This window comes from Streptomyces pseudoechinosporeus, assembly GCF_054783935.1.
Genome location: NZ_BAAGPS010000065.1, coordinates 1 through 22,090 on the forward strand (window position 1 = coordinate 1; position 22,090 = coordinate 22,090).

General features: G+C 69.8%; 19 protein-coding genes and 7 pseudogenes. 11 read left to right on the forward strand and 15 right to left on the reverse strand.

All coding sequences use genetic code 11. The annotated features are described in order from the left end of the window. Positions 1 to 368: 368 nt before the first annotated feature. Entirely contained in the window at positions 369 to 1,535 is a 1,167-nt protein-coding gene (locus ACYVO6_RS39785) for a pentapeptide repeat-containing protein (RefSeq protein ID WP_461070194.1), read from the forward strand. A gap of 71 nt (positions 1,536 to 1,606) precedes the next feature. Continuing rightward, entirely contained in the window at positions 1,607 to 1,870 is a 264-nt protein-coding gene (locus ACYVO6_RS39790; RefSeq protein ID WP_461070161.1) for a hypothetical protein, read from the forward strand. 383 nt (positions 1,871 to 2,253) lie between these two features. Here the strand turns inward: ACYVO6_RS39790 and ACYVO6_RS39795 are convergent, their stop codons facing one another. The 3 genes from ACYVO6_RS39795 to ACYVO6_RS39805 form a co-directional block, all read right to left on the reverse strand. After that, positions 2,254 to 4,974 carry a hypothetical protein gene (locus ACYVO6_RS39795; RefSeq protein WP_461070163.1) on the reverse strand — a complete coding sequence of 907 codons (2,721 nt, stop codon included), beginning with the start codon at positions 4,972 to 4,974 and terminating at the stop codon, positions 2,254 to 2,256. Positions 4,975 to 5,180: 206 nt separating this feature from the next. Continuing rightward, the gene (locus tag ACYVO6_RS39800; RefSeq protein ID WP_461070165.1) at positions 5,181 to 6,800 is read right to left on the reverse strand and encodes a serine/threonine-protein kinase; all 1,620 of its coding nucleotides are present in this window, start codon (positions 6,798 to 6,800) and stop codon (positions 5,181 to 5,183) included. A gap of 247 nt (positions 6,801 to 7,047) precedes the next feature. Then, positions 7,048 to 7,785, reverse strand: a complete 738-nt coding sequence (locus ACYVO6_RS39805; protein ID WP_461070167.1) for an alpha/beta fold hydrolase — start codon at positions 7,783 to 7,785, stop codon at positions 7,048 to 7,050. 886 nt (positions 7,786 to 8,671) lie between these two features. Here ACYVO6_RS39805 and ACYVO6_RS39810 point away from each other — a divergent pair. After that, positions 8,672 to 8,959: a hypothetical protein gene (locus ACYVO6_RS39810; protein ID WP_461070169.1), complete on the forward strand. Its 288-nt coding sequence runs from the start codon at positions 8,672 to 8,674 to the stop codon at positions 8,957 to 8,959. On the opposite strand, the gene ACYVO6_RS39815 is transcribed toward ACYVO6_RS39810, so the two are convergent. After that, positions 8,907 to 9,836, reverse strand: a complete 930-nt coding sequence (locus tag ACYVO6_RS39815; RefSeq protein WP_461070171.1) for an AraC family transcriptional regulator — start codon at positions 9,834 to 9,836, stop codon at positions 8,907 to 8,909. The two genes, ACYVO6_RS39810 and ACYVO6_RS39815, sit on opposite strands and share 53 nt — an antisense overlap. 113 nt (positions 9,837 to 9,949) lie before the next feature. Here ACYVO6_RS39815 and ACYVO6_RS39820 point away from each other — a divergent pair, with 113 nt between their 5' ends. Beyond that, on the forward strand, positions 9,950 to 10,630 hold the full coding sequence (locus ACYVO6_RS39820) for an NAD(P)H oxidoreductase (RefSeq protein ID WP_033329064.1): 681 nt from the start codon (positions 9,950 to 9,952) through the stop codon (positions 10,628 to 10,630). Between the two features lie 629 nt (positions 10,631 to 11,259). Beyond that, positions 11,260 to 12,293 (forward strand): annotated as a pseudogene (locus ACYVO6_RS39825) (IS630 family transposase). 403 nt (positions 12,294 to 12,696) lie between these two features. Here the strand turns inward: ACYVO6_RS39825 and ACYVO6_RS39830 are convergent. From ACYVO6_RS39830 to ACYVO6_RS39840, 3 genes and pseudogenes are all read right to left on the reverse strand, one after another. Then, positions 12,697 to 13,662, reverse strand: coding sequence for a YihY/virulence factor BrkB family protein (locus ACYVO6_RS39830; protein ID WP_461070174.1), 966 nt, complete (start codon positions 13,660 to 13,662; stop codon positions 12,697 to 12,699). Positions 13,663 to 13,758: 96 nt separating this feature from the next. Next, positions 13,759 to 13,986, reverse strand: a pseudogene (locus ACYVO6_RS39835) (polyphosphate kinase 2); the annotation flags it as partial. A 7-nt stretch (positions 13,987 to 13,993) separates the two neighbouring features. Further along, positions 13,994 to 14,236, reverse strand: a complete 243-nt coding sequence (locus ACYVO6_RS39840) for a DUF6411 family protein (protein WP_461070176.1) — start codon at positions 14,234 to 14,236, stop codon at positions 13,994 to 13,996. Positions 14,237 to 14,435: 199 nt separating this feature from the next. Between ACYVO6_RS39840 and ACYVO6_RS39845 the strand changes: the two are divergent. Then, positions 14,436 to 14,788 (forward strand): annotated as a pseudogene (locus tag ACYVO6_RS39845) (DUF6207 family protein). Here ACYVO6_RS39845 and ACYVO6_RS39850 read toward each other — a convergent pair. After that, positions 14,783 to 14,983, reverse strand: coding sequence for a hypothetical protein (locus ACYVO6_RS39850; RefSeq protein WP_461070178.1), 201 nt, complete (start codon positions 14,981 to 14,983; stop codon positions 14,783 to 14,785). The pseudogene ACYVO6_RS39845 and the gene ACYVO6_RS39850 sit on opposite strands and share 6 nt — an antisense overlap. 280 nt (positions 14,984 to 15,263) lie before the next feature. On the opposite strand from ACYVO6_RS39850, the gene ACYVO6_RS39855 reads away from it, so the two are divergent. Together ACYVO6_RS39855 and ACYVO6_RS39860 are read left to right on the forward strand one after the other, a co-directional pair. After that, entirely contained in the window at positions 15,264 to 15,641 is a 378-nt protein-coding gene (locus tag ACYVO6_RS39855) for a hypothetical protein (protein WP_461070180.1), read from the forward strand. A 34-nt stretch (positions 15,642 to 15,675) separates the two neighbouring features. After that, a complete protein-coding gene (locus ACYVO6_RS39860) occupies positions 15,676 to 16,872 on the forward strand; it encodes an ABC transporter substrate-binding protein (protein WP_461070182.1) in 1,197 nt (398 codons plus the stop codon). Between the two features lie 73 nt (positions 16,873 to 16,945). On the opposite strand, the pseudogene ACYVO6_RS39865 reads toward ACYVO6_RS39860, so the two are convergent. Then, a pseudogene (locus tag ACYVO6_RS39865) lies at positions 16,946 to 17,200 on the reverse strand (transposase); the annotation flags it as partial. Between the two features lies 1 nt (position 17,201). Between ACYVO6_RS39865 and ACYVO6_RS39870 the strand changes: the two are divergent. Then, a pseudogene (locus ACYVO6_RS39870) lies at positions 17,202 to 17,660 on the forward strand (ISAzo13 family transposase); the annotation flags it as partial. Between the two features lie 459 nt (positions 17,661 to 18,119). On the opposite strand, the pseudogene ACYVO6_RS39875 reads toward ACYVO6_RS39870, so the two are convergent. The 4 genes and pseudogenes from ACYVO6_RS39875 to ACYVO6_RS39890 all read right to left on the reverse strand — a co-directional run. Then, positions 18,120 to 19,217 (reverse strand): annotated as a pseudogene (locus tag ACYVO6_RS39875) (IS630 family transposase); the annotation flags it as partial. Between the two features lie 36 nt (positions 19,218 to 19,253). Then, entirely contained in the window at positions 19,254 to 19,586 is a 333-nt protein-coding gene (locus ACYVO6_RS39880; protein WP_060902991.1) for a glyoxalase superfamily protein, read from the reverse strand. Between the two features lie 172 nt (positions 19,587 to 19,758). Then, a complete protein-coding gene (locus ACYVO6_RS39885) occupies positions 19,759 to 20,016 on the reverse strand; it encodes a hypothetical protein (protein WP_461070184.1) in 258 nt (85 codons plus the stop codon). A gap of 151 nt (positions 20,017 to 20,167) precedes the next feature. Further along, positions 20,168 to 20,305, reverse strand: coding sequence for a hypothetical protein (locus ACYVO6_RS39890; RefSeq protein ID WP_461070186.1), 138 nt, complete (start codon positions 20,303 to 20,305; stop codon positions 20,168 to 20,170). A gap of 167 nt (positions 20,306 to 20,472) precedes the next feature. Between ACYVO6_RS39890 and ACYVO6_RS39895 the strand changes: the two genes are divergently transcribed. Further along, positions 20,473 to 20,838 carry a hypothetical protein gene (locus tag ACYVO6_RS39895; protein WP_461070188.1) on the forward strand — a complete coding sequence of 122 codons (366 nt, stop codon included), beginning with the start codon at positions 20,473 to 20,475 and terminating at the stop codon, positions 20,836 to 20,838. A gap of 52 nt (positions 20,839 to 20,890) precedes the next feature. Here the strand turns inward: ACYVO6_RS39895 and ACYVO6_RS39900 are convergent, their stop codons facing one another. Both ACYVO6_RS39900 and ACYVO6_RS39905 read right to left on the reverse strand, forming a co-directional pair. Next, positions 20,891 to 21,022, reverse strand: coding sequence for a hypothetical protein (locus tag ACYVO6_RS39900; protein ID WP_461070190.1), 132 nt, complete (start codon positions 21,020 to 21,022; stop codon positions 20,891 to 20,893). Between the two features lie 515 nt (positions 21,023 to 21,537). Beyond that, a pseudogene (locus ACYVO6_RS39905) lies at positions 21,538 to 21,672 on the reverse strand (hypothetical protein); the annotation flags it as partial. Between the two features lie 180 nt (positions 21,673 to 21,852). Between ACYVO6_RS39905 and ACYVO6_RS39910 the strand changes: the two are divergent. After that, on the forward strand, positions 21,853 to 22,090 hold a 238-nt coding region (locus ACYVO6_RS39910; protein ID WP_461070192.1), incomplete at its 3' end, for a hypothetical protein.

Below are 22,090 nucleotides of genomic sequence, written 5' to 3' on the forward strand. Positions count from 1 at the left end.
AGTCACTCCGCCGGCCACCGATAATCAGCGAGAGACTTAAGCCCGCGATTTCAGGCGCATCACACTAGCCGCCCACGCCCAGCGAGCTACGAACCAGTGGCGAGGCGCGCCGCCCGAAACGCCCTCGAAGCCTGGTAGGTCCCCGGGAGCTCGTATGCCATCGAGCCCACCGCCTCCATACAAGACCGGTCGTATCGACCGTTTCGGCCAGCATTTAGCGATCACAGGGCTCGAAAATGTCGATGAGAACTGGCAACGCTCTGCCGGTCGTCCAGTGATTGGCGGTCGGGCCAACGGGAGTAGAGTGCCGCCGCTCCAAGTCGTGCATCTTGATCGTCTCTTTGAGCGGTGCATAGGCTCCCATGTCCATGGAGACGGGGGAGCCGGGCCGTGGTCGCAGGCTGTGGCGCGACCGGCTGGTCAGGCGTCGTGCGATCGCGGCCCTGCTGGCTGGGACGGCGGGGCTGGCCGTTCTGGGCGTGGTGCTCGTCGTCCTGCCGGGTGTGGTGGTCGACCATGATCTCGCCGGGGCGAGCGTCGCTGCGCAGGACCGGCTGAAAGCGGTGAACGACGTCCGTACGACGCTGCTGCAGGCCGTGGGCGGCATGGTGGTGCTGTTCGGCGCGTACGCCACCTGGCGGCAACTGCAAGTCAGCCAGGCGGGCTTGCGCGCCACCCAGGAGGGCTATGTCACCGACCGGTTCAGCACGGCCGTCGATCAGCTCGGCAGTGACAAGCTGGAAACACGCATCGGCGGACTCCACGCGCTGTGGCGGATCGCGGAGCACTCCGCCCGTGACCGCGAGGCCGTCATCTCCATCCAGGCCGCGTACCTGCGTACACACCTGCCGTGGCCGCCCGCCGGACCGGACGCCCCAGCGGCCGACGTGCCCATCAACGATGTCGTGCCGCTGGAGGTGCGTGCCGCCGACGCCCAGGTGGCGCTGACCGGGCTCGGCGTGTTGTTGCTGCAACCCCGGGAGCAGTCCTGGGTCAACCTCAGCGTCACGGACCTGCGCCGGGCCGACTGCGACGGGCTGTGGCTGCATGAGGTCAACCTCGACCGGTCCTGTATGGAAGGGGCGGGCCTGTACCACGCCAACCTGACGCAGGCCTCTCTCGTCTCGGTCAACCTGCGGCACGCCGACCTCAAGACCGCGATCCTGCGCCGGGCCCGCTGCGTTCTGGCCGACCTGCGGGGCGCCCGGCTGGTCGAAACGGACTTGCGTGACGCGGACTTCACCGAGGCCGACCTGCGCGAGGCGAACCTGCGCAAGGCCGACGCAGGCGGCGCTGTCTTCCGCCGCGCCGACCTGCGTCTGGCCGACTTGCGTGGCTGCGACCTGAGTACGGCCGACCTGCTCCAGGCACGTCTGACCGGCGCGCTGGCCAGCGCGCACACTCGCTGGCCAGCCGGCTTCGACCACGCGGCCGTCGGCGTCGTTGTTACCGAGGATCCCGGCCCCGAACCTCCGCCACTGCTCCAGCCCTCAGGGATAACAACGCAGCACCCGCCCCTGCGGTCCATACCGTGACCGAGGGGCCCGGCTGAAGACCGCTGTGAATCGCGCTTAGGATCGGTCCTGGCGAAGATCCGGACGGGGGTATGCCCGTGTATGCGAGTCCCGACGACGAGGCGACGGCGCACCTGCTCGTGACGGCTGCCTTCCACGATGCCGCCGCCAGGGCCGACGAACATGACGACGTCTCGATCGGTGAGTTCGCCCGGGCGGTCCTCCGTCGGTTCGACGAGTACGGCGAGCTCCAGGGACGTCTGTACGACGTCGTCCGCGGCTACGCCCAGAAGCACGCCTCTCCTGAGGAAGTGGCAGCGCTGGAACGGTGGATCGCGGAGAAGACAGAGCCCTGACACGTCGGCGGCGAAAGTTGGTTCAGGCACCCACCTCGTGCGCCGTTGGGCGGTTCAGGGACTGGTGGTGCCGGTGGCTTCCGCTGGCAGGGGGGCGGGTACGGGGCTGGCGTGGTTGCGGGCAGCGGGATTTCGTCCAGGCGCAGCGGCTGCGGGCCGTCCGGACCCTGCATGACGAAGCGCAGTTGCGCTCGTCGTCCACCTCCTGCGGCGCGTCACCGACAGCCCGCAGGTGGGCCCGCAGGCGCGAATAGGGTGCCTGGCGGGCACGGCCGTGGTGATCTCGGCCACTGCACGGCGCTTTGCGATCTCGGCCCGTATCCGCTTGACGGGACCCACCTCGGATGCCGTGAAGTTTCGCGCTACTTGGGCACGCACGGAGTTCAGTCGGAGAAGTGGAGCGGGCGGTGGAGCCAGCCCACTGCTGCCAGGTCGTTGGCGAGCCATGTGTAGGCCAGGTTGGTTGCCGGGCGGGCGGATCCGGTGGGCAGGTCGATGAGGTTCTCGGAGGAGCGGCGGAAGACGGACTCGTGGCTGCGGGCCGCCGCGGGCCCGGCTGGGTCGTGGAAGGAGTGCGGTGCGTCGGCGAAGGCGAGGTCGACGCGGGGCGGTGCGTCGCGCGCGTTGCCCGGGTCGGCGATGAGGGTGTAGTACAGGCCGCTGCCGTCGAGGTCGCCTTCTAGCATGATTACCTGTCCTTTGGCCTGCGCGGGCAGGACGCTGTACAGGCCAAGCGCGGCTCCGAAGCGGGGGAAGTTCTCGGTGACCAGGTCGCGGTAGCCGGTGAGGGCGTCCTGGAGCACCGCGGTCACGATCGTGGCCGCCAGCTCGGGGGAGTAGTCCTGCCATCGCCGCCGGGACGTGGAGGAGGGACGGTCGGGGAGCGGCTGCGGCGGGGCGAGGTGATCGCCTTCCAGGGTGTGGAGGCGGGCGTCGATCCAGCGGATGTCGTGCGAGTCGATCTCCGCGCCGCCGGTCGACCACCGGGACAGGACAGAGGTGTTGACCTGGATCATCATCTCGGCGACCGCGGCGCGCAGATCCGGCAGCGGGATGATGCGGTTCCACCGCAGATGCTTGATCGTCATGATCTGCTGGGCCAGGACCCACATGCGCTCGTCGGCCAGCGGGGAGCGCGGGGGCAGGGGCAGACGGCGCAGCCTGAGCATCCTGGTCAGGGGCTCACGCAGCTTGTTACGGGACCATCGCCACCGTCCCAGGGGCCGACTGGGGAACGGGAACTGGGTTCCCGCTCGCCAGCCTGAGGCCAGGGCGCCGGTGTACAGGGCCTCGTCGGGGAGGCGGAGCAGTTCCGGCTTGGTCGCTTCCCGAGCCTCGTAGACGGCCATCCACTCGCCGCGCAGGCGCACGCCCCACTGGACAAGTCGGCCGTCGTCATGGCGCGCCAGATGCGGGCCGCAGGCTCCGAAGCCGTCCAGGAACGCCTGGGCGGCCTCGCGCAGCCACTGCCCGGCGCCCAGTGACGGATCGGTGTCGTTCCCGGGATGGCCGTGTGGCGCAGCGGGATGGCGGAGGTCGATCTCGTCGAGGACCCAGGACGCGGCGGCGGGATTCGTCCTGGCCAGGCGGAGCATCCACTGCTCGGCATCCCCGCCCGGCGCGGAGGAGACGACGAAGGCGATCGCGTACCTCCAACGGGGGAATGCGCGCGGCCCGGCGGCATCCTCCAAGGCGACCATCCCAGAGCGCAGCGCCTGAGCGGCGAAATGATGCTCGAATACCGGCAGGGCGAACCGCAGACCGGTCTCGTCGTGGACGACCAGCCCGGTCTCTGTCAAGGACCACACCTCCGGCTCCGTACCCACCGAAGCAGCGGGCACCGACTCGGGAGAGGCGAGGATGCGGGCGGCCAGCCCGCCGAGCCGTTCCCACGTCTGCTCGCTGGTCTGCGGCCGCTCCCGCGCGATGATGTCTGCGGCGAGGCCGGACAGCAGCTGCAGGGGCGACACGTCGATGCTCCTTCCACTGGCGATGCGCGCGGCCATGGCCAGCACCAGCAGCGGGCTGGTCAGCAGCTCCTGGGCCTCCGGCGTCCATACCGCCCGCGGCGGCTCCTCACCGAGAACACACCGCAGGAGGTCGACACCGCGCTCCAGCGGCCATGGCACGGTGGTCAGGAGTTCCTCGGGCGCCACGGACATCCCGGGAGGGCCGGTCGCCAGCACGCGCATCGCCGGCCAGACGACGACCAGGCGCCGCGCCTCGTCCAGGAGCTGGTCGGCCTGCCGGGGCGAGACGCCGTCGAGATCGTCGACCACCACCCGGCATGGCCTCTTCGGGTCGCCCCCGATCGCGTCGGTGACCGCAGCCGCCAGCGTGGAGGTGATCGAACGGGCCGGCACCCACACAGGAACCTCGACCTCAGCGTCGGCCTCGGCGACCTTCAGGCCCTCCTCCCACCACCGCAAGGCGCGTTCGCTCTTGCCCGCGCCCATCGGCCCCACCAGCACCCGCACCTGGCCCGCCGAAACCACCAGCGCGGGCCCGGCGTGCTGCGACATCCACGCCAGGACTGCCTCACGGCGCTGCGCCGGGACGGGCCCCAGCTGCACCAGCCGGCGAGCTCGCGCCTCACGTCCGGCAAGATCCAGTGCCTCCTGCCGGGACCGCGACCTGGCCGAGAACGGCACCACAGCGGCGACGACCGCGACGAGCTGGTCGGCTCCGAATGAGCGCTCGAGGACCTGCGCGGCCTCGGCATCCGTCAGTGGCCGGCCGACAGTCTCCTCGCATTCGAGCAGCTGGATCCGCTTCCAATCGCGCAGCAGATCCGCCGGGAACCGCTCGGGAGAGTCGTCGATCTCCTTGGCATGCGCCTGGCACATCAAGATCAGGTTGGCGTCGCTGCGGTTCTCCTCCGCGGACATGTGCGGATCCCAGCGGGGACCGTTCTCCCGGCGCGCGTGAATGTGCGCCACCTCGCTGTTGAGGACCTGCTCGCCGGTGTACGTGCTGACCCGGTACAACGGCTCGACGCACTCAGGGAACCCGCACCGCAGTGCCGTCCCGTACAGCCGCCTCACCGTGGTGGGACTGGGTACTGGGTGCACGCGCCCGCTTCGGGGGGCCGCCTCGCTGCTCATCCGCCCAAGTGTGTCTCATGTCGCACGGCCGGTATTCCTGCCGAAGGTGACCGGCGAGAGCGTCGTCGTGGAGCTCCGCCGGGCAACCTGAACGGATCCACAGACCGCATCTCGGCTGGAGTGCCTCCTTAGCGGCAAGTAGGACACGGGCCCGTCGCTGGCCGTGGTCCAGGTCCGATGCGTAGGGGGAGCCTTCACGCGGCTGGTCACACGCGACAGCTGTCGGTGTGGGTGACGTCTCGGAAGTCGGCGATGGCGGGGCTGGCCATGGACTCTCGGTAGACGAGAGCGGCGCGGCCGTAGGGCCAGGTGATGTCGTCATGGAAGTTCTGCTGTGCCTCCGCACAGCTGCCGAACATCAGCGAGCGCCTGACCTCAGTCCAGCCCAGGTCGTCGCGGTAATCCTCACCTTCGAGGTAGGTACCGGGGCCGAAGGTGACGAACATGGTCTGGGCCTTTGGGTTGAAGGTGACGGCCACGCTGTCGTCCGTGTAGCCCAGCGAGCGGAGGGCCTGAGTGGCTTCGCTGCGGATCCGTTGGGCGGTCTTCTCCGCAGTTGTAGCCGGGACGCGCGCCTCGGCCCACTCCTCGACGCTGGGCTGCGCGTCATCACTGCGGGTGTAGGCGGGCGAGGGAGCAGTCTGGCGTGCAGGCTCCACCACGGGAGCAGTCGGGGAGCGCGACGGGGTGGCCTGGCGCCGGCTGCCGCTGGGGTCAGCCGTGGTGGGTGTGCTTGAGGGGGTCTTCGTCTGGCTGCTCGGCGCGGAGGGAGCTGTCTGATCCGGCTGATGGGACCGGGAGTTGACCGATGCGGCGATGGCTCCACCGACGACGCCCGCGAGGACAGCGGCCGCAAGGGCGGCGACCGTCAGCTTGCCCCGGCGGCGCGGTGGGGCAGTGGTGGGCCGGGTGTGGTCGTCCTCGTGGGGGAGTTCCCAGTGGGCGCTCACCAGATCGGAGACCGGTGTCGGCTGCTCCTGATTGCGCGGGGCAGCGGCCGTGGCCTGTGAGGCGAGCAGCGCCGTACAGGCGCGGCTGAGTTCGGCGGTGGTCGGCCTCTCGCCGGGCTCCTTGGCCAGCGCCTGCTCGACCAGAGCCATAAGGTCACCGGGCACGCCTTCCAGGTCTGGCTCGGCGGAGATGATGCGGAAGGCGACGGCCTCGGGGGCGCCGGTACCGAAGGGGAGGCGTCCGCTTGCGGCGTAGGCGATCAGTGCGCCCCAGGCGAATACGTCCCCTGCGGGGCCCACTTCACCGGTGCGGTAGTGCTCGGGACTGATCCATCCGGGAGTGCCGGTCATCACGCCGGTGCGGGTCACCGAGGTGCCGTCCAGGGCGTGGGCGATGCCGAAGTCCAGGACCCGGGGGCCGGCCGGGGCGAGGATGACGTTTTGCGGTTTCACATCCCGGTGCACGATGCCCGCCTGGTGCACTGCGGCGAGCGCGGCCGCGGTTCCGGCGGCCAACGCGTACAGCTGCGCCCCGTGCAGGGCGCCGCTGGCGGCCAGGTGCTGGTCGAGGGTGGGTCCGGGCACAAAGGGAGTGGCCAGCCACGGAGCGGGGCTGTCGGTGTCGGCATCGTGCACCGGCACCAGGCAGGGGCCCGTGACCTGTCGGGAGAGTCGCACCTCCCGGCGGAAACGTGCCCGGAACTCGTCGTCCGCCGCCTGGGCGGGATGGACGACTTTGACGGCCATCCGCACTCCAGAGGCATCGAGCGCGGCATACACGGTGCCCATGCCGCCCGTCCCGAGCCGCCCGACGACGCGGTAGGGGCCTATGTGATCAGGATCGCCGGGGCGGACCGGCTGGATACGGCTGGACACAAAGGCTCCTCGAGCGCGATCAGCCCCGCACCTCGGCCGGGCGGGTGCTGCATGCTACCGAGCGATCCTGCCCGTGACGTCCCTGCGAACCGTCCACCACGACCAGGGCGTCGACCATCAATCTCCAGACCCCTACGCGGCCCATCCGAGGCCCAGCTCCGCGAGCTGGGCGCTGTTCCCAGGTGGGCTTGGCCGGGTCCGACGGAAGCGGTGACTGGGTACGTGCCGACGCCGCTCCACGCGGAAGCTACCGGCGGAGGAATCTTTCGACCACTGTCGCCAGGGCCTCTGGGCTCTCATCCGGGGCGAAGTGGCCGGCGTCGTTGAAAACCTCGAGTTCGGCGTTCGGATACCACTGCAGCCAGGTGGACCGCATGGTGTCAGGGCCCATCGCCGGGTCGTTCGCACCAGCCACGACAAGCACCGGGGTCGGATTTCCCTCGAGCCGCTCGTGGATGTCGGAGCCGCGAGTCCAGGATTCGAGGTACGAACGCAGGGCAGCCGACGAGGAGCGTTCCGAGCCGCTCACCCTGGCATCCAGCCATGCATCGTCGTGCCGACTGCCGGTGGTGACGTCAAAGATCGTCCTGCGATTGCCGGAATCCTCCACGGCCCCGACGAACAGCTCCCACATCTCCCCTTCGAGCGGGAACCCGGACGCGGGTACCGGCGAGATGCCGACGATCGAGCGGACCCGCAAGGGGGCGTCCAGCAGCATCAGCTGGGCCGCCTTGCCGCCCATGGAGTGACCGATGACCGAGAAGGTGTTCCAGCCGAGGTCGTCGGCCACGGCGAGGGCGTCCGCCGCGACCTCCTCCATCGTGTACGTGCCGGGGGTGTCCATCGCCTCGCCGTACCCACGGCAGTCCACGAACGCGTAACTGAACGCGCTCCCGTCCAGGTACCGCCGCAGATCGCCGAAACTCGACCTGTCGCTGAGCCAGTGGTGGAGTGCGAGGACCCGCTCCGAACCGTTGCCCTGCACCTCGTACGGAATTACGTGTCCTGCTACATGGCCTGTCACAACGCTGGGTCTTCCCCTCCGGGCCGGGCCCGGAAGCCCGTCGGCTTGAGGATTGGCTCCAACGGCGTAGCAGCGCGAGCGGGCGACCGAAGGTGTCGCACACGCGCCGACACTGCGATGAAGCTGATGCACCCGCGTGTACGCGCGCTGGCGGGAACTGCACTGTCCGGCGGCGTGGCTCATGCTGTGGGTAGAGCAGCATGTGGCACGACCCAGCCGGGGTCCTGGGGACAGCGTCCGGACGTGGTGTCAGGGCAGTCCGTGGCGAGCTTGCTCAGCCTGGATATTGCGCGTTTGTGTGTCGGCGAGGTCTCCGCGCCGCCCGTCGCACGGCGCCGGGTGAGAGGTTGGCTCCGCATCTCGCGCGTCGGAGACCGGTGGCCCGAGGAGCACGACCCCTCTGGGGGCCCGCACTTGGTGGACGGCCGGAAGCGCGGCTGATGACGACTGAAATGGCCTGGGTACTGGGAGGGCGACTGTTGTCGTTGTGCACGCTGATTGATGCCGTCCGGGCGCGCGATCCGGCCCGGAGCATGGATGTTGCTCTCTGGTGGCTGCCGGTTTCGCCTGTAGCGTCGCTGTCATCGCCCGCTGGCCATCGTCCTCGACGACACCGAACAGCTCCAGGCCCGCATCACCACCCTCGAACAGCAGGTCGTCGACCTGGAACTCAAGCTCCAGGAGCGCGACGACGACCTCGCCGCCGCCCGCGCGGCCAACCGCGAGCTCATGGCCCACCTCAACCGACAGCCGCCTGGGCGAAGGCCCCGGCGTAGCCGTCGCCTCGGGCTGCACGCCGCCCTGTGCACCCAGTCCCACCGCCCACTCTCGACTCACTGAAGCTGACATGCCTTCGCGTCCCGCCAACTGCCCGCTCAGCACCCCCGATTTGACCTCCTACGACCTCGTCGCACCCCAGTTGTCCGGCGGCAAGGACAGCGCGGTCATGATGGCCGTGTTCGTGGAAGACGCCCGGACCGCCGGCGTAGCCGACAGCGTCATCTCGTACCACGCCAGTCTCGGTGTGCTGGGGTGGCCGCCCGTGGTCTTCGGCGACATCCGCTACCCGGGGGTGTGGGACGTCAGGACGCCGCGGCGCGGAAGACGCTGGGGCTCAGGCCCCGATGGCGTTTGAAGGCGGCGCTGAAGCCGAAGGCATCGGCGTAGCCGACAGACTTGGCGATCTGAGCGATGGCGAAGTCGGTGTCGGACAGGAGTGCCTCGGCCTCGTCCATGCGGCATTCGGTGAGGTAGGTCAGCGGCGGGCGGCCCATCACCTCGGTGAAGCGTTTGGCAAACAGCGCCCGGGAGACGCCGGATTCGGCGGCGAGCGCCGCTACCGTCCACGTCTGGGAGGGCCGGGCGTGGAAGGCTTGGAGGGCGGGGGCGAGGATCGGTTCGGCCAGGCCGCGATACCAGTCGGGGGCGTCCGGGCCTGCCTGCTCGAACCAGGTGCGCAGCGTGCACACCAGGGCCCAGTCCAGGAGTCGGTCCATCAGCGCCTGCGAGCCGGCCGAGCGCAGGGCGGCGTCGGCGGCGGCTGTCTCCAGCCAGGCGCAAACCTCGGTGTCCTCGTTGATCACCAGTACGGGTGGCAGGGCGCGCAGCAGTCGTTGATGGCGATGGCCCGATGCGCGGTAGGCGCCCACGATCAGTGCGGTCGCTCCGTCCGGATCGTTGCCCCAGCGGATGCCGCCGAGGTCCTGGGCGGTGCATGCGGCATCCTCTGTGAAGCAGGCGATTTCGTACTCGACGTGTGGGCGGTTGCAGGAGGTCGGCCGATCCGCGAGGTGAAACGGGTCGGGGCCGCGCACGATGGCCGTGTCGCCGACGCCGACCGCTTGTTCGGTGCCGTCGGGCAGCAGCAGGGTGCCGCCGCCACGCAGCACGCTCACCATGGTGAGCGGGGCGCCGTCGGCGAAGCGGATGGTCCAGGGCGCTTCCAGCACGGCGTGACTGACGACCGAGCCCTCGGCCCGGATGCCACTGAGCAGAGAACTCAAAGGATCCACGGGCGCCATCGTAGACGAACTCCTATGCAGCGGAGCGTTTCTCCCATGGATCATCCAATCGATCATGGGTGTACTGGACTGGCAGAACCGACCGAGATCAGCCAGGAGAGACCATGTCGCACCTCGACAGCGCAGCCAGAACCGCCCTTGTGGTCATCGCACACCACCGCACCGATTCCCTCACCGCGCACACCGCCCGCCGTACCGTTGCGCAACTTGAGACCGCCGGATACGTCGTCGACCTGCTCGACCTGCACGCCGAGGGATTCGACCCGCGGATGAACGTGGCGGACCAGCCTGACTGGGGCAACCGGGAGAAGCCGTACTCGGACGAAGTCCGGGCCCATATGCAGCGCATTCTCGACGCCGATGTCGTCGTCGCCGTGTTCCCCGTGTACTGGCAGAGCGTGCCCGCCCTCCTCAAGGGCTGGATCGATCGCGTGTGGAACTACGGATTCGCCTACGGTCGCAGCAAGCCTCGCCTGGCGGGCAAGCGCATGCTGTGGCTGGGCCTGGCCGGTGCCACCTCCGACGACCCCATCACGGAGGGAATGCAGGCCGTGCTGGAGACCAACTTGAGCGAGGGCATCGCCTACTACTGCGGGTTCTCCCACTCCTCCGTCGCCCTGCTCCCCGACGCCGAGGAGCGCCCTCAGCGCCTCGACGCCGAGGGTAATCTGCTGGTCGGCGACGCGGTCGCGGGAGCCGAGCGCGAGGCACAGTACACCGAGTTCGACCGCCGCGCGGGGAAGGCCGTGGAAGGGTTCCTTGCGGCGGAACCGGTGGCGGCCTGAGGGTCACGGTAGCGGCGGCGTTGCAGGCTGGTGCCCGGGTGATGCTTGGCCTGCAACGCTTCCGAGCACACCACGGTCTGCAACACCAGCCGCTACGGCCGACGCCGAGGCACTGGCCGGGGACCGGATGCACCCACGCCTGCAGGCCCAAGGGCCGAGGCCGGACCATGCGAACTCCCCGTCATCCACGGCATCTTGATCTGCCCTCCATCAGGGCCGCCTGGTCGATGCGGTCGAAGCACCCCTCGATGACGACCGCGAGATGGCCAGCTGAGCGTGGGTCAGCTTGGACCGTGCGGTCTCCAGGGGCGGCGAGGGGCGGGAGACCCGGAGCGGTACAGGCGCCCGTCGCTCGGGCGTTGTCGTACCGCACCTCGCGCCACTCGGTGGGCTTGATCCATCCCAGGGTTCGCATGTGGTCGAACTCGACTCGCCTCACACCGAGACGTTCGGCGGCCTGGTCGGGCCCGAGTGGGGTGTTGGCGGCGACTAAGCGGCTCTCCAAAAGTTCTGCGCGGAATCCGGGACGGCGTCGGCCGGGCGCGATGACCTCGATGGCGCAAAGACCTCGCCGGGTGTTGTGTCGAGGTTGACGAAACTACGACAAAACCGGCGAGGTCAAGGTCAGTATGCGCCCGGCATCCGTGTTCGCCAACCCTTCCGCCCCGGCGTACACACACCTGTACCACCTGTTGCACCACCGGTGGCGGGAGGCCACCCGCGCGGTGATGGTGCTGCTGTCCGCGGCCGGCCTGACCGCGGACGAGATCGGCGAGCTGCTCGGCTGCCACCCGGCCACGGTGCGCCGCTGGATCCACCGCTACACCGCTGAGGCGTCGCGGGCCTGGCCGACCGCCTCCGCCCGGGGCGCCCCCGGCTCGGCGGGCCGCGGTTGGGCGAGCGTATCCGCCGCCTGCTGACCCGCCCCGGGCCGTGGACCGTCCCCCGGATCCAACACCGCCTGGGCCACCCCAGGATGAGTCCGCACACCCTGTACCGGCGGGTGCGCAAGCAGGCGGCCTGGCGCCGGCCCCGCCTGACGGCCCGGGGCGACCCCGAGCGCAGACGCACCCTCGCCGCCCTGCGCCGCCGGATCGCGGCCCTGCCCCGCGGCGCGGTGGTCCTCGCCGAGGACGAGACCCACCTGCACCTCCTGCCGCAGGTGCGGGCGAGCTGGATCCCGCGCGGGATGCGCCAACAGGTGGCCACCCCGGGCAAGAACCGACAGGCGACCGTCTTCGGCGCCCTGGAGATGGCCACCGGCACCTGGCACTACGCCCTCGGCCGCCGCACCGCCGCCGAGTTCACCGCCTTCCTCCGCGCGCTGCTGACCGCCTGTCCAACTGCCCCCGCCGTCGCGGTGATCTGCGACAACGACAGCATCCACCACGCGAAGGCGGTGACCGACTGGCTGGCCGACCACCCCCGCCTGCACCTGCTGTTCGGCGCCCGCTACAGCCCGCACGACAATCCCGTCGAACGCATCTGGGCCGTACTCAAGGCCCATCTCGCCAACACCGCCGTCACCTGGCCGGGCCGCCGGCGCCAGGTCCACGCCTTCTTCCGGCACCGCTCACCCACCCAGATGCTGACCACCGCCGCACCCTGGACCTCACCCTGGCTACCGAAGAGTTACGCGCAGAACTTTTGGAGAGCCGCTTAGGTCGGCCAGGTCCTCGCGCTGGCACACGGCGTCGACCTGGTCGGGGTTGAGGCCGAATCCGTGTCTCGGGCCGTCGCCTTTCACGGTCATGGTCACGGCGCGCCTTGGGAAGTAGCCCACCTGCCCCTGTCACAGCAGCGAGCTGTCCGTAACTTCAACTCGTAGATCCAGTACCTTCACACTGCGACGGCCCCTGCCGGGCTGCGCGTCGGCGTGCTCGGCAAGCGGCGTACTGGATGGACGGCGGTCTGACCGGGGGAACACCGCCCGTGCTGTGTGGCACTCCGACTCGCCGGGATCGACGCGCGCGCCTGCCCTGGTCGTGGCGGTGACACCCCCTGCGTAGCTGTTGGCGGTCCGTCATTCAGGCGGCAAGGACGTCTCGGAGCTCCACGGTCCGGGGTCACGGCCCTGGTCCTGGATCCGGCTGCACGGCCTCGGTGATTCCGGCCCGGGCCGCTTCGAGCTGTGCGGCGAACGCGATGCCCAGGAACAGCGCCACACCGGTCAGGTTGGCCCACAGCAGCAGGGCTACGAACGCCGTCAGCGGTCCGTACACGGCGCCGAATGATCCGCTCTTGGCGACGTAGAGCGCCAGCAGCCACGTGGCCGTGATCCACAGGACCAGGTGGACCGCCGAGCCGAACGCGAGCCATGTGTAGCCCGGCTGGTCCCTGCGCGGAGCCCAGCGGAAGATCACCGCCGACGCGACCCAAGCGAGTACCACGCCCAGTGGCACTTCCAGGGGCCTCCACCAGTCGAGCCGCTCCCGGGGCCAGCCGAGGGCCTCCACCACCGCGTTCCCGATGGCATCCCCGGCGACGAGCACGAGGAACCCCAGGACCATCGGCATGCCCGCTGCGAGGGCGAGGAGCAGGGACCGCCCGTACTTGGTCAGGAACGGCCGGTCGCGTTCGATGCCGTAGATGCGGTTGGCGCCTCGTTCGACCTGCCCCATCGCCGAGGTGAGGTTGAGTACGGCGAAGGCCAGTCCCAGCCACATGGCGACGGCGTTCCAGACTCCGGAACCGGCGCTGCGCGCGGTGGTGTCCAGAGCGTCCTCGACCAGACTCGCACTGGCGCCCGGCACGATCTGGCCCAGGGTGAGTTCGATGATCCGCCCCACGCTCTCCGTGTGCACGGTGGTGGCCACGCCGACCAGCGCGATGGTGAACGGCACCAAGCCCAGGACGACTTGGAACGCGAGCGAACGGGAGTTGGTGAAGCCGTCGGCGTAGCGGAACCGGGCGAACGCGTCGAGGAGCAGTCGGCGGCCTCCGTAGTGCCTCAGCGCGGTGAGCGCCTCGTCTCCGGAAAGCTCGTCCCCGATCATGTCCCGCGTCTGCGGGACGTGCACAACGGTCCCCATCGAGAACGTCTCCTCCTGTCGTTCGTACGGCCAGATGAGGAACGCGATCTTGCCGCCGGGAGAACCGTACAGCCGGACGACTGCGGCGGTCGGTCGTCAGGTGGATTCAGGGTGGCTGCCGGGCCCGCTGGTGCGGTGGGACAGAGGAGTGGGCGAAAGAGTGGTGTCCTCCTCGCCGGGCTCCAGGAGGGTGCTGGCGGCGCCGACGATGAGCGGGGCGGGGGTACCGACCGCCTCGGGATCCTTGCTGGTGTGGTCCATGCGCGACAACAGACTGCGCATGGTTTCCAGCCGGGCGCGACGTTTGTCGTTGCTCTTGAGGACGCCGAGGTCAGAAGGGCATGCGGCCACGGGTGCGACGGCCGGCCGAGCCGCTACGGCCCACAGCGCGGGAACTCGTCTGGAACGGCTTGCTGAAAAGCCTGCCCAGGACGCCGGGCGCCTTGCCGCCGGCCCGCGCGCCGACACCGAGCGAACGCTGCGTGCCGCGTTCGGGGTGGCGGGAGAGACGCGGGACGAAGAAGGCCAGCGCGGCCAGGACCACACACGCTCCAACAACTGCCGCAATGATCACGAGTCGGCTCCCTTGATTGGTCGGGAGGACACGAGTGCCCCGTCACGTCCCCCTATGTGACCGGCGCCCTGGGCGGCTTCTGCCGGTCGGTCGACGGCGGCCCGGCGTGGGCAGCTCGGCAGGGCACCTCAGCCGGGTCGCCCCTCCGTCGCTTCCAGTGGTACACCGGCACGGTTCATGAACCTCGCGGCGGAGGACGATGGGCACATCCCCGAGGAGCCCGAGGCACGCAGCTGCGCCGTGCGCATCCCCGACGCCCTGGAGCAGGACCGGGCGCAGCCCTCCGGGGACGCCGGGCGTCGTGCCGTACAGGGACCCGATCAACGAGACGCACGTAAGCCGACCGGGCCTGGTCGTCGTCGACGTCGCCGCCGACGCCGCTGCGCTCGCCTTCCAGCAGCTGCTCGCCGACCGGTGGGCGACGGCGACAGCGGAGCACACGACGCGGGCGAGCCGGGCGTCCGGCTGCGCTGCTACCTGGATCTGCGCCAGGAACTCAGTGCCGTAGTCGGACCGACCACGGAGCCGGCCACGGCTCAACCCGACTCATGACGAGGTGCTGCTGCCGTCCTCGCCGAACAGCGGCACCTGCTGAACGTCGACGTCCCTACGGACGAGGTGCGGCCGGGCCGGGTGCTGCCACCGGCCGGCCGCATCGCGGGCGACGTCGACGGCGACCTTCGTCACGACGTCGGGCTGCACCAGATGGACATCGAGCACCGCCTCCAGAACCGTGCTGTCGGCCATTTCGTCCCCTCCCGGTGGCCCGCGCCACCCCCACATCCCTCTTCGCGGGCCCGCACGCATGAGCGGTCGGCGGAGCGCCAAACCACCCCATCGGTCACGGCGCGAACCGGTCCTTGACGTGTCAACGCCCGCGGCCCCGGCATCCCGTCGGAGTACCTGATCAACCGTCTTGCAGATGATTCACCTGGTCGCGGCCCATGCCGATCTTCCGAGGCGTCGTTGGTCGAAGTGCTCCCGGCCGACCGGCCGGGACCGATCCAGCGGAAGGAAACCGACAGAGATGTACGGCACGCGGCGTATCGCGGTAGCGGCCTCGATCGTGGGGATGCTGATGGCTGTTCCCGCCGGCATGGCCACGGCCCATGCCGGGGACGGCGACGCGGGGGCGGGCGGTGTGCTGTCCAACCTCTCCGGCAGGAACTCTTCCGGCCACGCCAACCTCTGCGGCACGGGCAAGGTGGCGCTGTTCAAGGAGCGCACCTGCGTGGCCGAGGACGACGGCAAGGGCGGGGGGGACCAGGCGGGTCCGAGCGGCGGCGTCCTGTCCAACCTGCTCTTCGCCCGGAACGCCTCCGGCCACAGCAACAACTGCGGCAACGAGACGGTGGCCGCGTTCAGCAAGACCACCTGCGTGACCAAGGACCGCTCCGGCCACTGACGGCCGCACCGATTCAGTGAAGAGAGGGGCCTCGATGCCGTCAACTTCCTTGCGTGTGGGCGTGGTAGCGCCACTGACGGGTCGACTGGCCCCTCTCGGGTCACCGTTGTCCTATGTGCTGCGCGAGCTCGCGCCCGTGCTCGCGCACGTCCGCAACGGCGGCCGCCGCCACGACGTGACCGTCGCCGTGCGCGACAGCCGCTCGGATCCTGACGCGGCCCGGCAGGCCGTACGGGACCTGGCCGACACCGACGGGGCGAATCTGGTGCTCACCATGGCCGGGACCCGGGTGCTGCCCGCCGTCGCCGACGCCTGTGAAGAGGCCCGGGTCCCCTGTGTGTCGACCACGTTCCCGTGGCAGGCGTACGTCGACGCGCGCGGTGCCGAGCCGGGGCACCGCTTCCGGTGGACGTACCACTTCGCGTGGGGACTGGACGACATCGCCGCCGTCTTCGCCGACCTGTGGGAGCGCGTCGACGACACAGGCGCCGTCGGGTGCCTGTGGAACGACGACCTGCAAGGCCGGCTGCTGCGCCACGACCGGTACGGCTTCGCCCCGGTGACGTCCCCGCGCGGGCACACCCTGGTCGACCTCGGCGCCTACCGGGAACCGGCCGACGGCTTCCACGCACAGGTCGGCCGGCTGCGGGAGCACGGTGCCGGCCTCGTCACCAGCGCCGCCACCGCCACCGACCTGGCCCTCTTCCACCGCCAGGCCCGAGAGGCGGGGCTGCGTCCGCGGCTGATCACCTGCTCGCGCTGGCTGACCTACCCGCATACCCACACCACCCCCGCCCCCGACGTCCACGGCGAACTCGCCGACGCGCGCGTGGCCACCCTCGTCTACTGGAGCCCCGGCCACCCCTACCGCTCCAGCCTGGACGGCACCACCTGCGCCGAACTCGCCCACGCCTACCGACAGGCCACCGGCGCCGGCTGGCTCCAGCCCCTCGGCCTCGCCCACGCCCTCGTGGAGACCGCCCACCACGCCCTCACCGTCGCGGCCGATCCCACCGACCGGGCGTCCGTCGCGCAGGCCCTCGCCGGCACGACCCTCGACACCATCGCCGGCACTCTCGACTGGACCCGCGGGCCGACCCCGAACATCGCCCTGCTGCCGCTGGTCGGCGGGCAGTGGCAGCACGGCCCGGGCGGCCCGCGCCTCGCCGTCGTCAGCAACACGGCGCTCCCGGGCGTCCCGCTCACCGGGGAGCTCACGCCGGCACGGTGACGGCCGATGCCTCCACCGCCCGCCGCAGGTGCTCCCCGGTGAACGATCCCCGCGCCTTACTGACTTCGGCGTATTAGGGTCCGTCCGGTCTGTCGAGAGTCAGGCCCGTCCCGGCGAGGAATCCGCCGAGGATGCTGTGCCGGTACTGCATCGCCTTGAGCCGCTGGCGGAGCAGAGTCTCCAGCTCGCTGAGGGTGCAGGCGGCCAGGTTGGCCAGGCTCCGCTTGATATGCGCCCACCGGCCCTCCACCGGGTTGAGCTCGGGCGCATACCCGGGCAGCAGGACCACCGTCAGCCAGTCCCGCTCGGCCACGAGCGCCTGCATCGTCACCGCCGCTTTCGCGGTGGCCTGCCTGCGCCGCTGGTGGAGGGAGGAAGGACGGGCCGCCTACCCGGACGCGAAGCGGCTGCTGATCACCGCGGACGGCGGCGGCTCCAACAGCTCCCGCGCCAAAGCCTGGAAGGCCAACCTCACCGTCCTGGCCACCGAAACAGGACTCGCCATCAGCGTGTGTCACCTACCGCCTGGAACATCGAAGTGGAACAGGGTCGAGCACCGGCTGTTCTCCTTCGTCTCCCTCAACTGGCGCGCCCACCCGCTGACCAGCTACGAGACCGCGCTGAACCTGATCTCTTCGACCACTACCCGCACCGGACTGGCCGTCACTGCCCGCCTGGACACCGGCAGCTACCCCACCGGAATCGAGATCAGCGAGCAGCACGCAGCCGCCCTCACGATCCACCCCGAGGACTTCCACGGCGAGTGGAACTACACCATCCCGCCCCAACCCGGCGTCCCCGACGTTCCCCTCCACCCGCCCGGCCGCAGATCCCATCCCCGTCACGCACACACCTTCGGCGCGACCCTGGCCACCCATCCCCTCCTGACCGGCCTGGAACGCCACGACCTGGACCGGATCACAGTCGCCGTCCGCGACCTCCTCGATGGCCTGCGGCCCCGGCAGCGGCCCCGGCACCGCAAGCTCACCACCGAGAACATCATCTGGGCCGCCGTCCTCGACCAGCGTGGCCTGTCCACCTCGTTGATCGCCTACCTCTTCCGCGTCGGCGAGAACCAGGCAAGAGCCCTGATCAAGCAGGTCCGTCCCCTCCTGGAAGACCTGGGCCACCGCCCGGAACCCATCCCCGCCCGCCTGATCGACCCCAGCGACCTCGCCGGCTACGTCATGCACGCGACATCCACCACGAACGACCGCGACACGCCCCACTAATTCATCGACGGCCCCCCGTTGATCGTCGGCGTGACGGTTTCGCCACATGATGTAGCGGCGGATCACGCTGCCCTGCTCCTTGTGGCTGGCGTGGTCGGTGCCGTCGAGGGTGAAGTAGCGCAGGGCGGTGAACTGAGCCTCGATGCGGTTCAGCCACGAGCTGTTCGTAGGCGTGTAGGCGAACTCGACGTTGTTGGCCGCGGCCCAGTCGCCGACCCGGCTGTCCTTCTTCGTGGTCAGGTGCGGGGAGAAGTTGTCGAGCACGATCGCGATGCGGATCTCCAGCGGGTAGAGGCTGCGCAGGTAGCGGCAGAACTCCAGGAACCTCGTCCGGTTCTTCTTCGGCTTGATGTGGCCGTAGAGCTTGTCCTTGCCGAGGTCGTAGGCGGCGAACAGGTGCCTGACCCCGTGCGGGCGGGTGTAGGTCGCCCGCCTGCGGGGCCTCGGCTCCCGGTCGGGATCCTTGTGCCGTCCTCCGCGCTCGGCCCACTGCCGGCCGGGGTGGGGCTGGAGGTTGAACGGGCCGAACTCGTCCAGGCAGAAGACGACTTCGGGCTCGCCGTCCTCGGGTATGACCTCGCCGTCGGCGATCGCGTAGAGGTGCTCGACGCGGGCTTTCTTGGCGGCGTAGTCGGGATCGCGGGAGGTCTTCCAGGTCTTTATGCGTTGAAACGACACGCCCTCCTCGCGGAGCAGGACCCGAAGGCCCTCGTGGCTGATGTCGTCGACCACCCCCTCGGCGACCAGGAAGTCGGCCAGCTTGGCCAGGCTCCAGGTCGAGAACGGCAGACCGTGCTCGGCCGGCCTGGACTTGGCGATCTTCTTGATCTCGCGCCGCTCGGGCAGGGTGAATTTCCTGGGCCGACCGCCTTTGTACTTCGGGTAGAGGGAGTCGAAGCCGTCGGCGTTGAAGTTGTGGATCACATCCCGGACCCGGTCTGTGCTGGTGAACGTCACCTCGGCGATCTTCGCCACGGGCATGCCCTGCGCGGACAGCAGCACCATCTGCGCCCGCCGCCACGTCACCACCGACCCGCTGCCCCGGCGGATGATCCGCAGCAGGCGCTGTCCCTCGTCGTCATCGATCTCGCGGACGCGTACTCGCTCAGCCACCAGCACAGCTTCCCTGCCGCGCGCTGCCGGCGAGGGTCATTCCGTCGGCGTGCCGATCCGAAGCCGGTTGCCGTCAGGGTCGCGCAGCTCAATCTCACGCGCCCACGGAGCATCCTTCGCCTGCACACCGAACTCGGAGGCGATGGCCTCGACATCACGAACGCGGAGGTAGACCAACGTGTCGGGGCGGGCGTCTCCCTTGTGCTCCGACAGGAACAACCGCACCCCGCCCCGGGCGACCTCGACGAACGCGGGAAGTCCCGGTTCGAAGCGGTGTTCCCACTGCTTGGCGAAGCCCAGTCGCTCGTACCAGGCAACCGCCGCCGCAGCGTCCTCGACGCGAAGAATGGGAATGACTTCCTCGTCCATGGCGCCATCGTCGCAGACCGCCCAGGGCGAACGTTGCCTGATGCGGCACTAGCTGGAGGCATCGGCCATCTGCTCATGGTGATGTTTGAGTCCGTCACGGGCCGCGAGGACGTCGGCCGGGGTGAGGCTGCTCCAGTACGCGTGCGTGACGATCGCCTGGGCGAGTTCGAGGTCAGCGGAAGCCGTGGTGGCTGGTCATGGAGTGACCGCAGGTGCTCCTGGCGCAGCGGGTGGTGCTGCTTTCGAACTCGTGGCAGGGGCACAGGTAGCAGTACGGGGCATCGGGGTCGAAGCGCAGGCCGCTGGCGGCCAGCCGTGAGTTGGCGGCCTCCTCGAAGCTGCGTATCTGCTTCTCGAGATCACCGAAGTTGGCTTTGTTATCTTCGTAGGCCTTCTTCTGGGCGTCTGTGAGGTCGTACTCGGGTTGCATGTTCCCTCCCAACGCTGGGGTGGGTTCTTCCTCTGCCTTCACCATGGCCCGACTGGCCAAGGGTCTGCATGTCGACCATGAGCAGTCCGACGAACGGCAGAAACAGCCGCTAGGAGCCTGCATGCCTGGCATGCGGGAGACTGCCCGGCAGTCACGCGAAGCGCTTGGCGAGCCGGTGCCGGTAGTCGTCCCACTCTGCGTCGGTCATGCGTACCAGCGTGCCCGCGCGGTCCGTACTCGGCGGCTCCCCGGCCTCCAACTGACATCCGAACTCGCCGACAAACGACATCCGTTGGAAGGCGCACAGTCAGTCCAGTCAACCTCAGTTGTCTTGGGTGTGGATCGAAGTGACGCCGACTTACCGTCAAAACACCTCGGCCTCTGTGCGGCGCCAGGCTCACGCTGGCGACACGCCCGCCACACGCCGGCCGTTCCAGAACTATCGAGGAGGCATCCATGACGCGTACGCCGATCCGGAGCAAGGTCGCGGCGGTGGCGGCGACGGCGCTGCTGGCGCTCGGTACGGGGGTTCTGTCGGCGTCGCCGGCCTCGGCGGCCACCAACGGCTGTCCGTCCGGTGCCGCGTGCATCTACGGGGGACCTAACTACAGCGGTGGCGTGACCAACCAGTACTGGTCCCGCGGGGTCCACAAGCTTTACAACCAGTACGGCGTCCACACGGTGTTCAACAACCAGACGGACGGCTGGAAGTTCATCCTGTGCCGGGGCTCGAACGGCGACAACTGCGACTGGACCTTCTACGAGGGTGCCGCGTGGGACGTCGACCTCACGCCGTACAACTCGGTCATCGTCACTCCGTAGCGTGTCGCGGGAGTCCCGGGAGGGGAAGAAACCTCCCGGGGCTCCCGCGCGTTTACGCCCTGACGGCCCGCCGCACGCGCCAGCGCCACCACGCCGACGGCATCGGCGGGCTGGGCATCGCGGCCCGGATCGCGTCGGCGTCCAGCGCCTCCACAGCGGCCCGCGACCACTGCCAGGAGGACACGTCCGGTGCAGAGATGAGCCCGATGTGCCGCGCCCACCGAAGGCAGCCGCGGACACCCGCAGGCGACCCCGACCATGAGGCCGACCATGGGTCCGGCCGTGCCGCGCCCACCCCCGACCACGCCTGGTCAGCACCAGCCCAGTATGTCCACTGCGGCGACCGTGCCACGTCTGCCGATGCCAGGACACGGTCCAGCGGACCCGCTGGACGGGGCGCCATACGGGTGCGGAGGGGCCGTGGTGGAGCAGGTCGGCCAGCGGTGCCGCGAGGACGGGCACCTCGTGCAGGAAGCGGGACGGCGCCAGCAGCCCGGCCCCCGCACGCAGGGCACTGATCCGGTTCTCGACACCGGCGGGTCCGGTGCCGTCCAGGACGAACAGCACGCGGGGGAAGAGCGGGTAGCGCCGCCGCCACTCCTCCAGCGCCGGCGCCTGGAGGGTCGGCCGGCGCCCCGGGACCGCGGGCACGTAGCGGTAGAGGCGCTCGTACGCGGGCAGCTTGGCGGCGAGGCGTTCGGGGCCCATGGTGGCCCGGTCGACCTCCACGAACGCCCGCAGCATCGACCCGTTGTCGCCGTCGGCGGGGCCGCGCCGGTAGTACAGGAGCGCGTCGGAGATGACGGCCTCAAAGCCCTCTTCGGCCGCCGCGATTGAGTGGGTGTTTTCGAACCTCGGCGGCGCTGGTCACAGGGCTGACAGCCGACAGGCTCGGCAACCGCGCCGTTTGCGCTGCCGTCACAGTGACGCCTGCGAACGGCGGATTCGCCCGACATGACGGTCAGCATATTCGGCATATTCTTCTGATAAGGGTCTTGCCGCGCTGGAGTGCACATGACGGATAACACTGCTGAGGACCTTGAGCGGGCCGCCGTGCGGCATCTGCTTGACCAGACCCTCGCCTGGACCATGGAGCGTCTGGGCGCGCACATCGGCGCGATCTACCTGGCGGAGCCCGGCGGCGAGGTCCTGAGCCTGGAGGTGGCCAGCGGAGCGCCCCCGGAATGGGCTAAGAAGCCGTATCTCAACCGATCATGGAACGCGTGGGTCGAACAGGTTTCCCGCCGGGGTG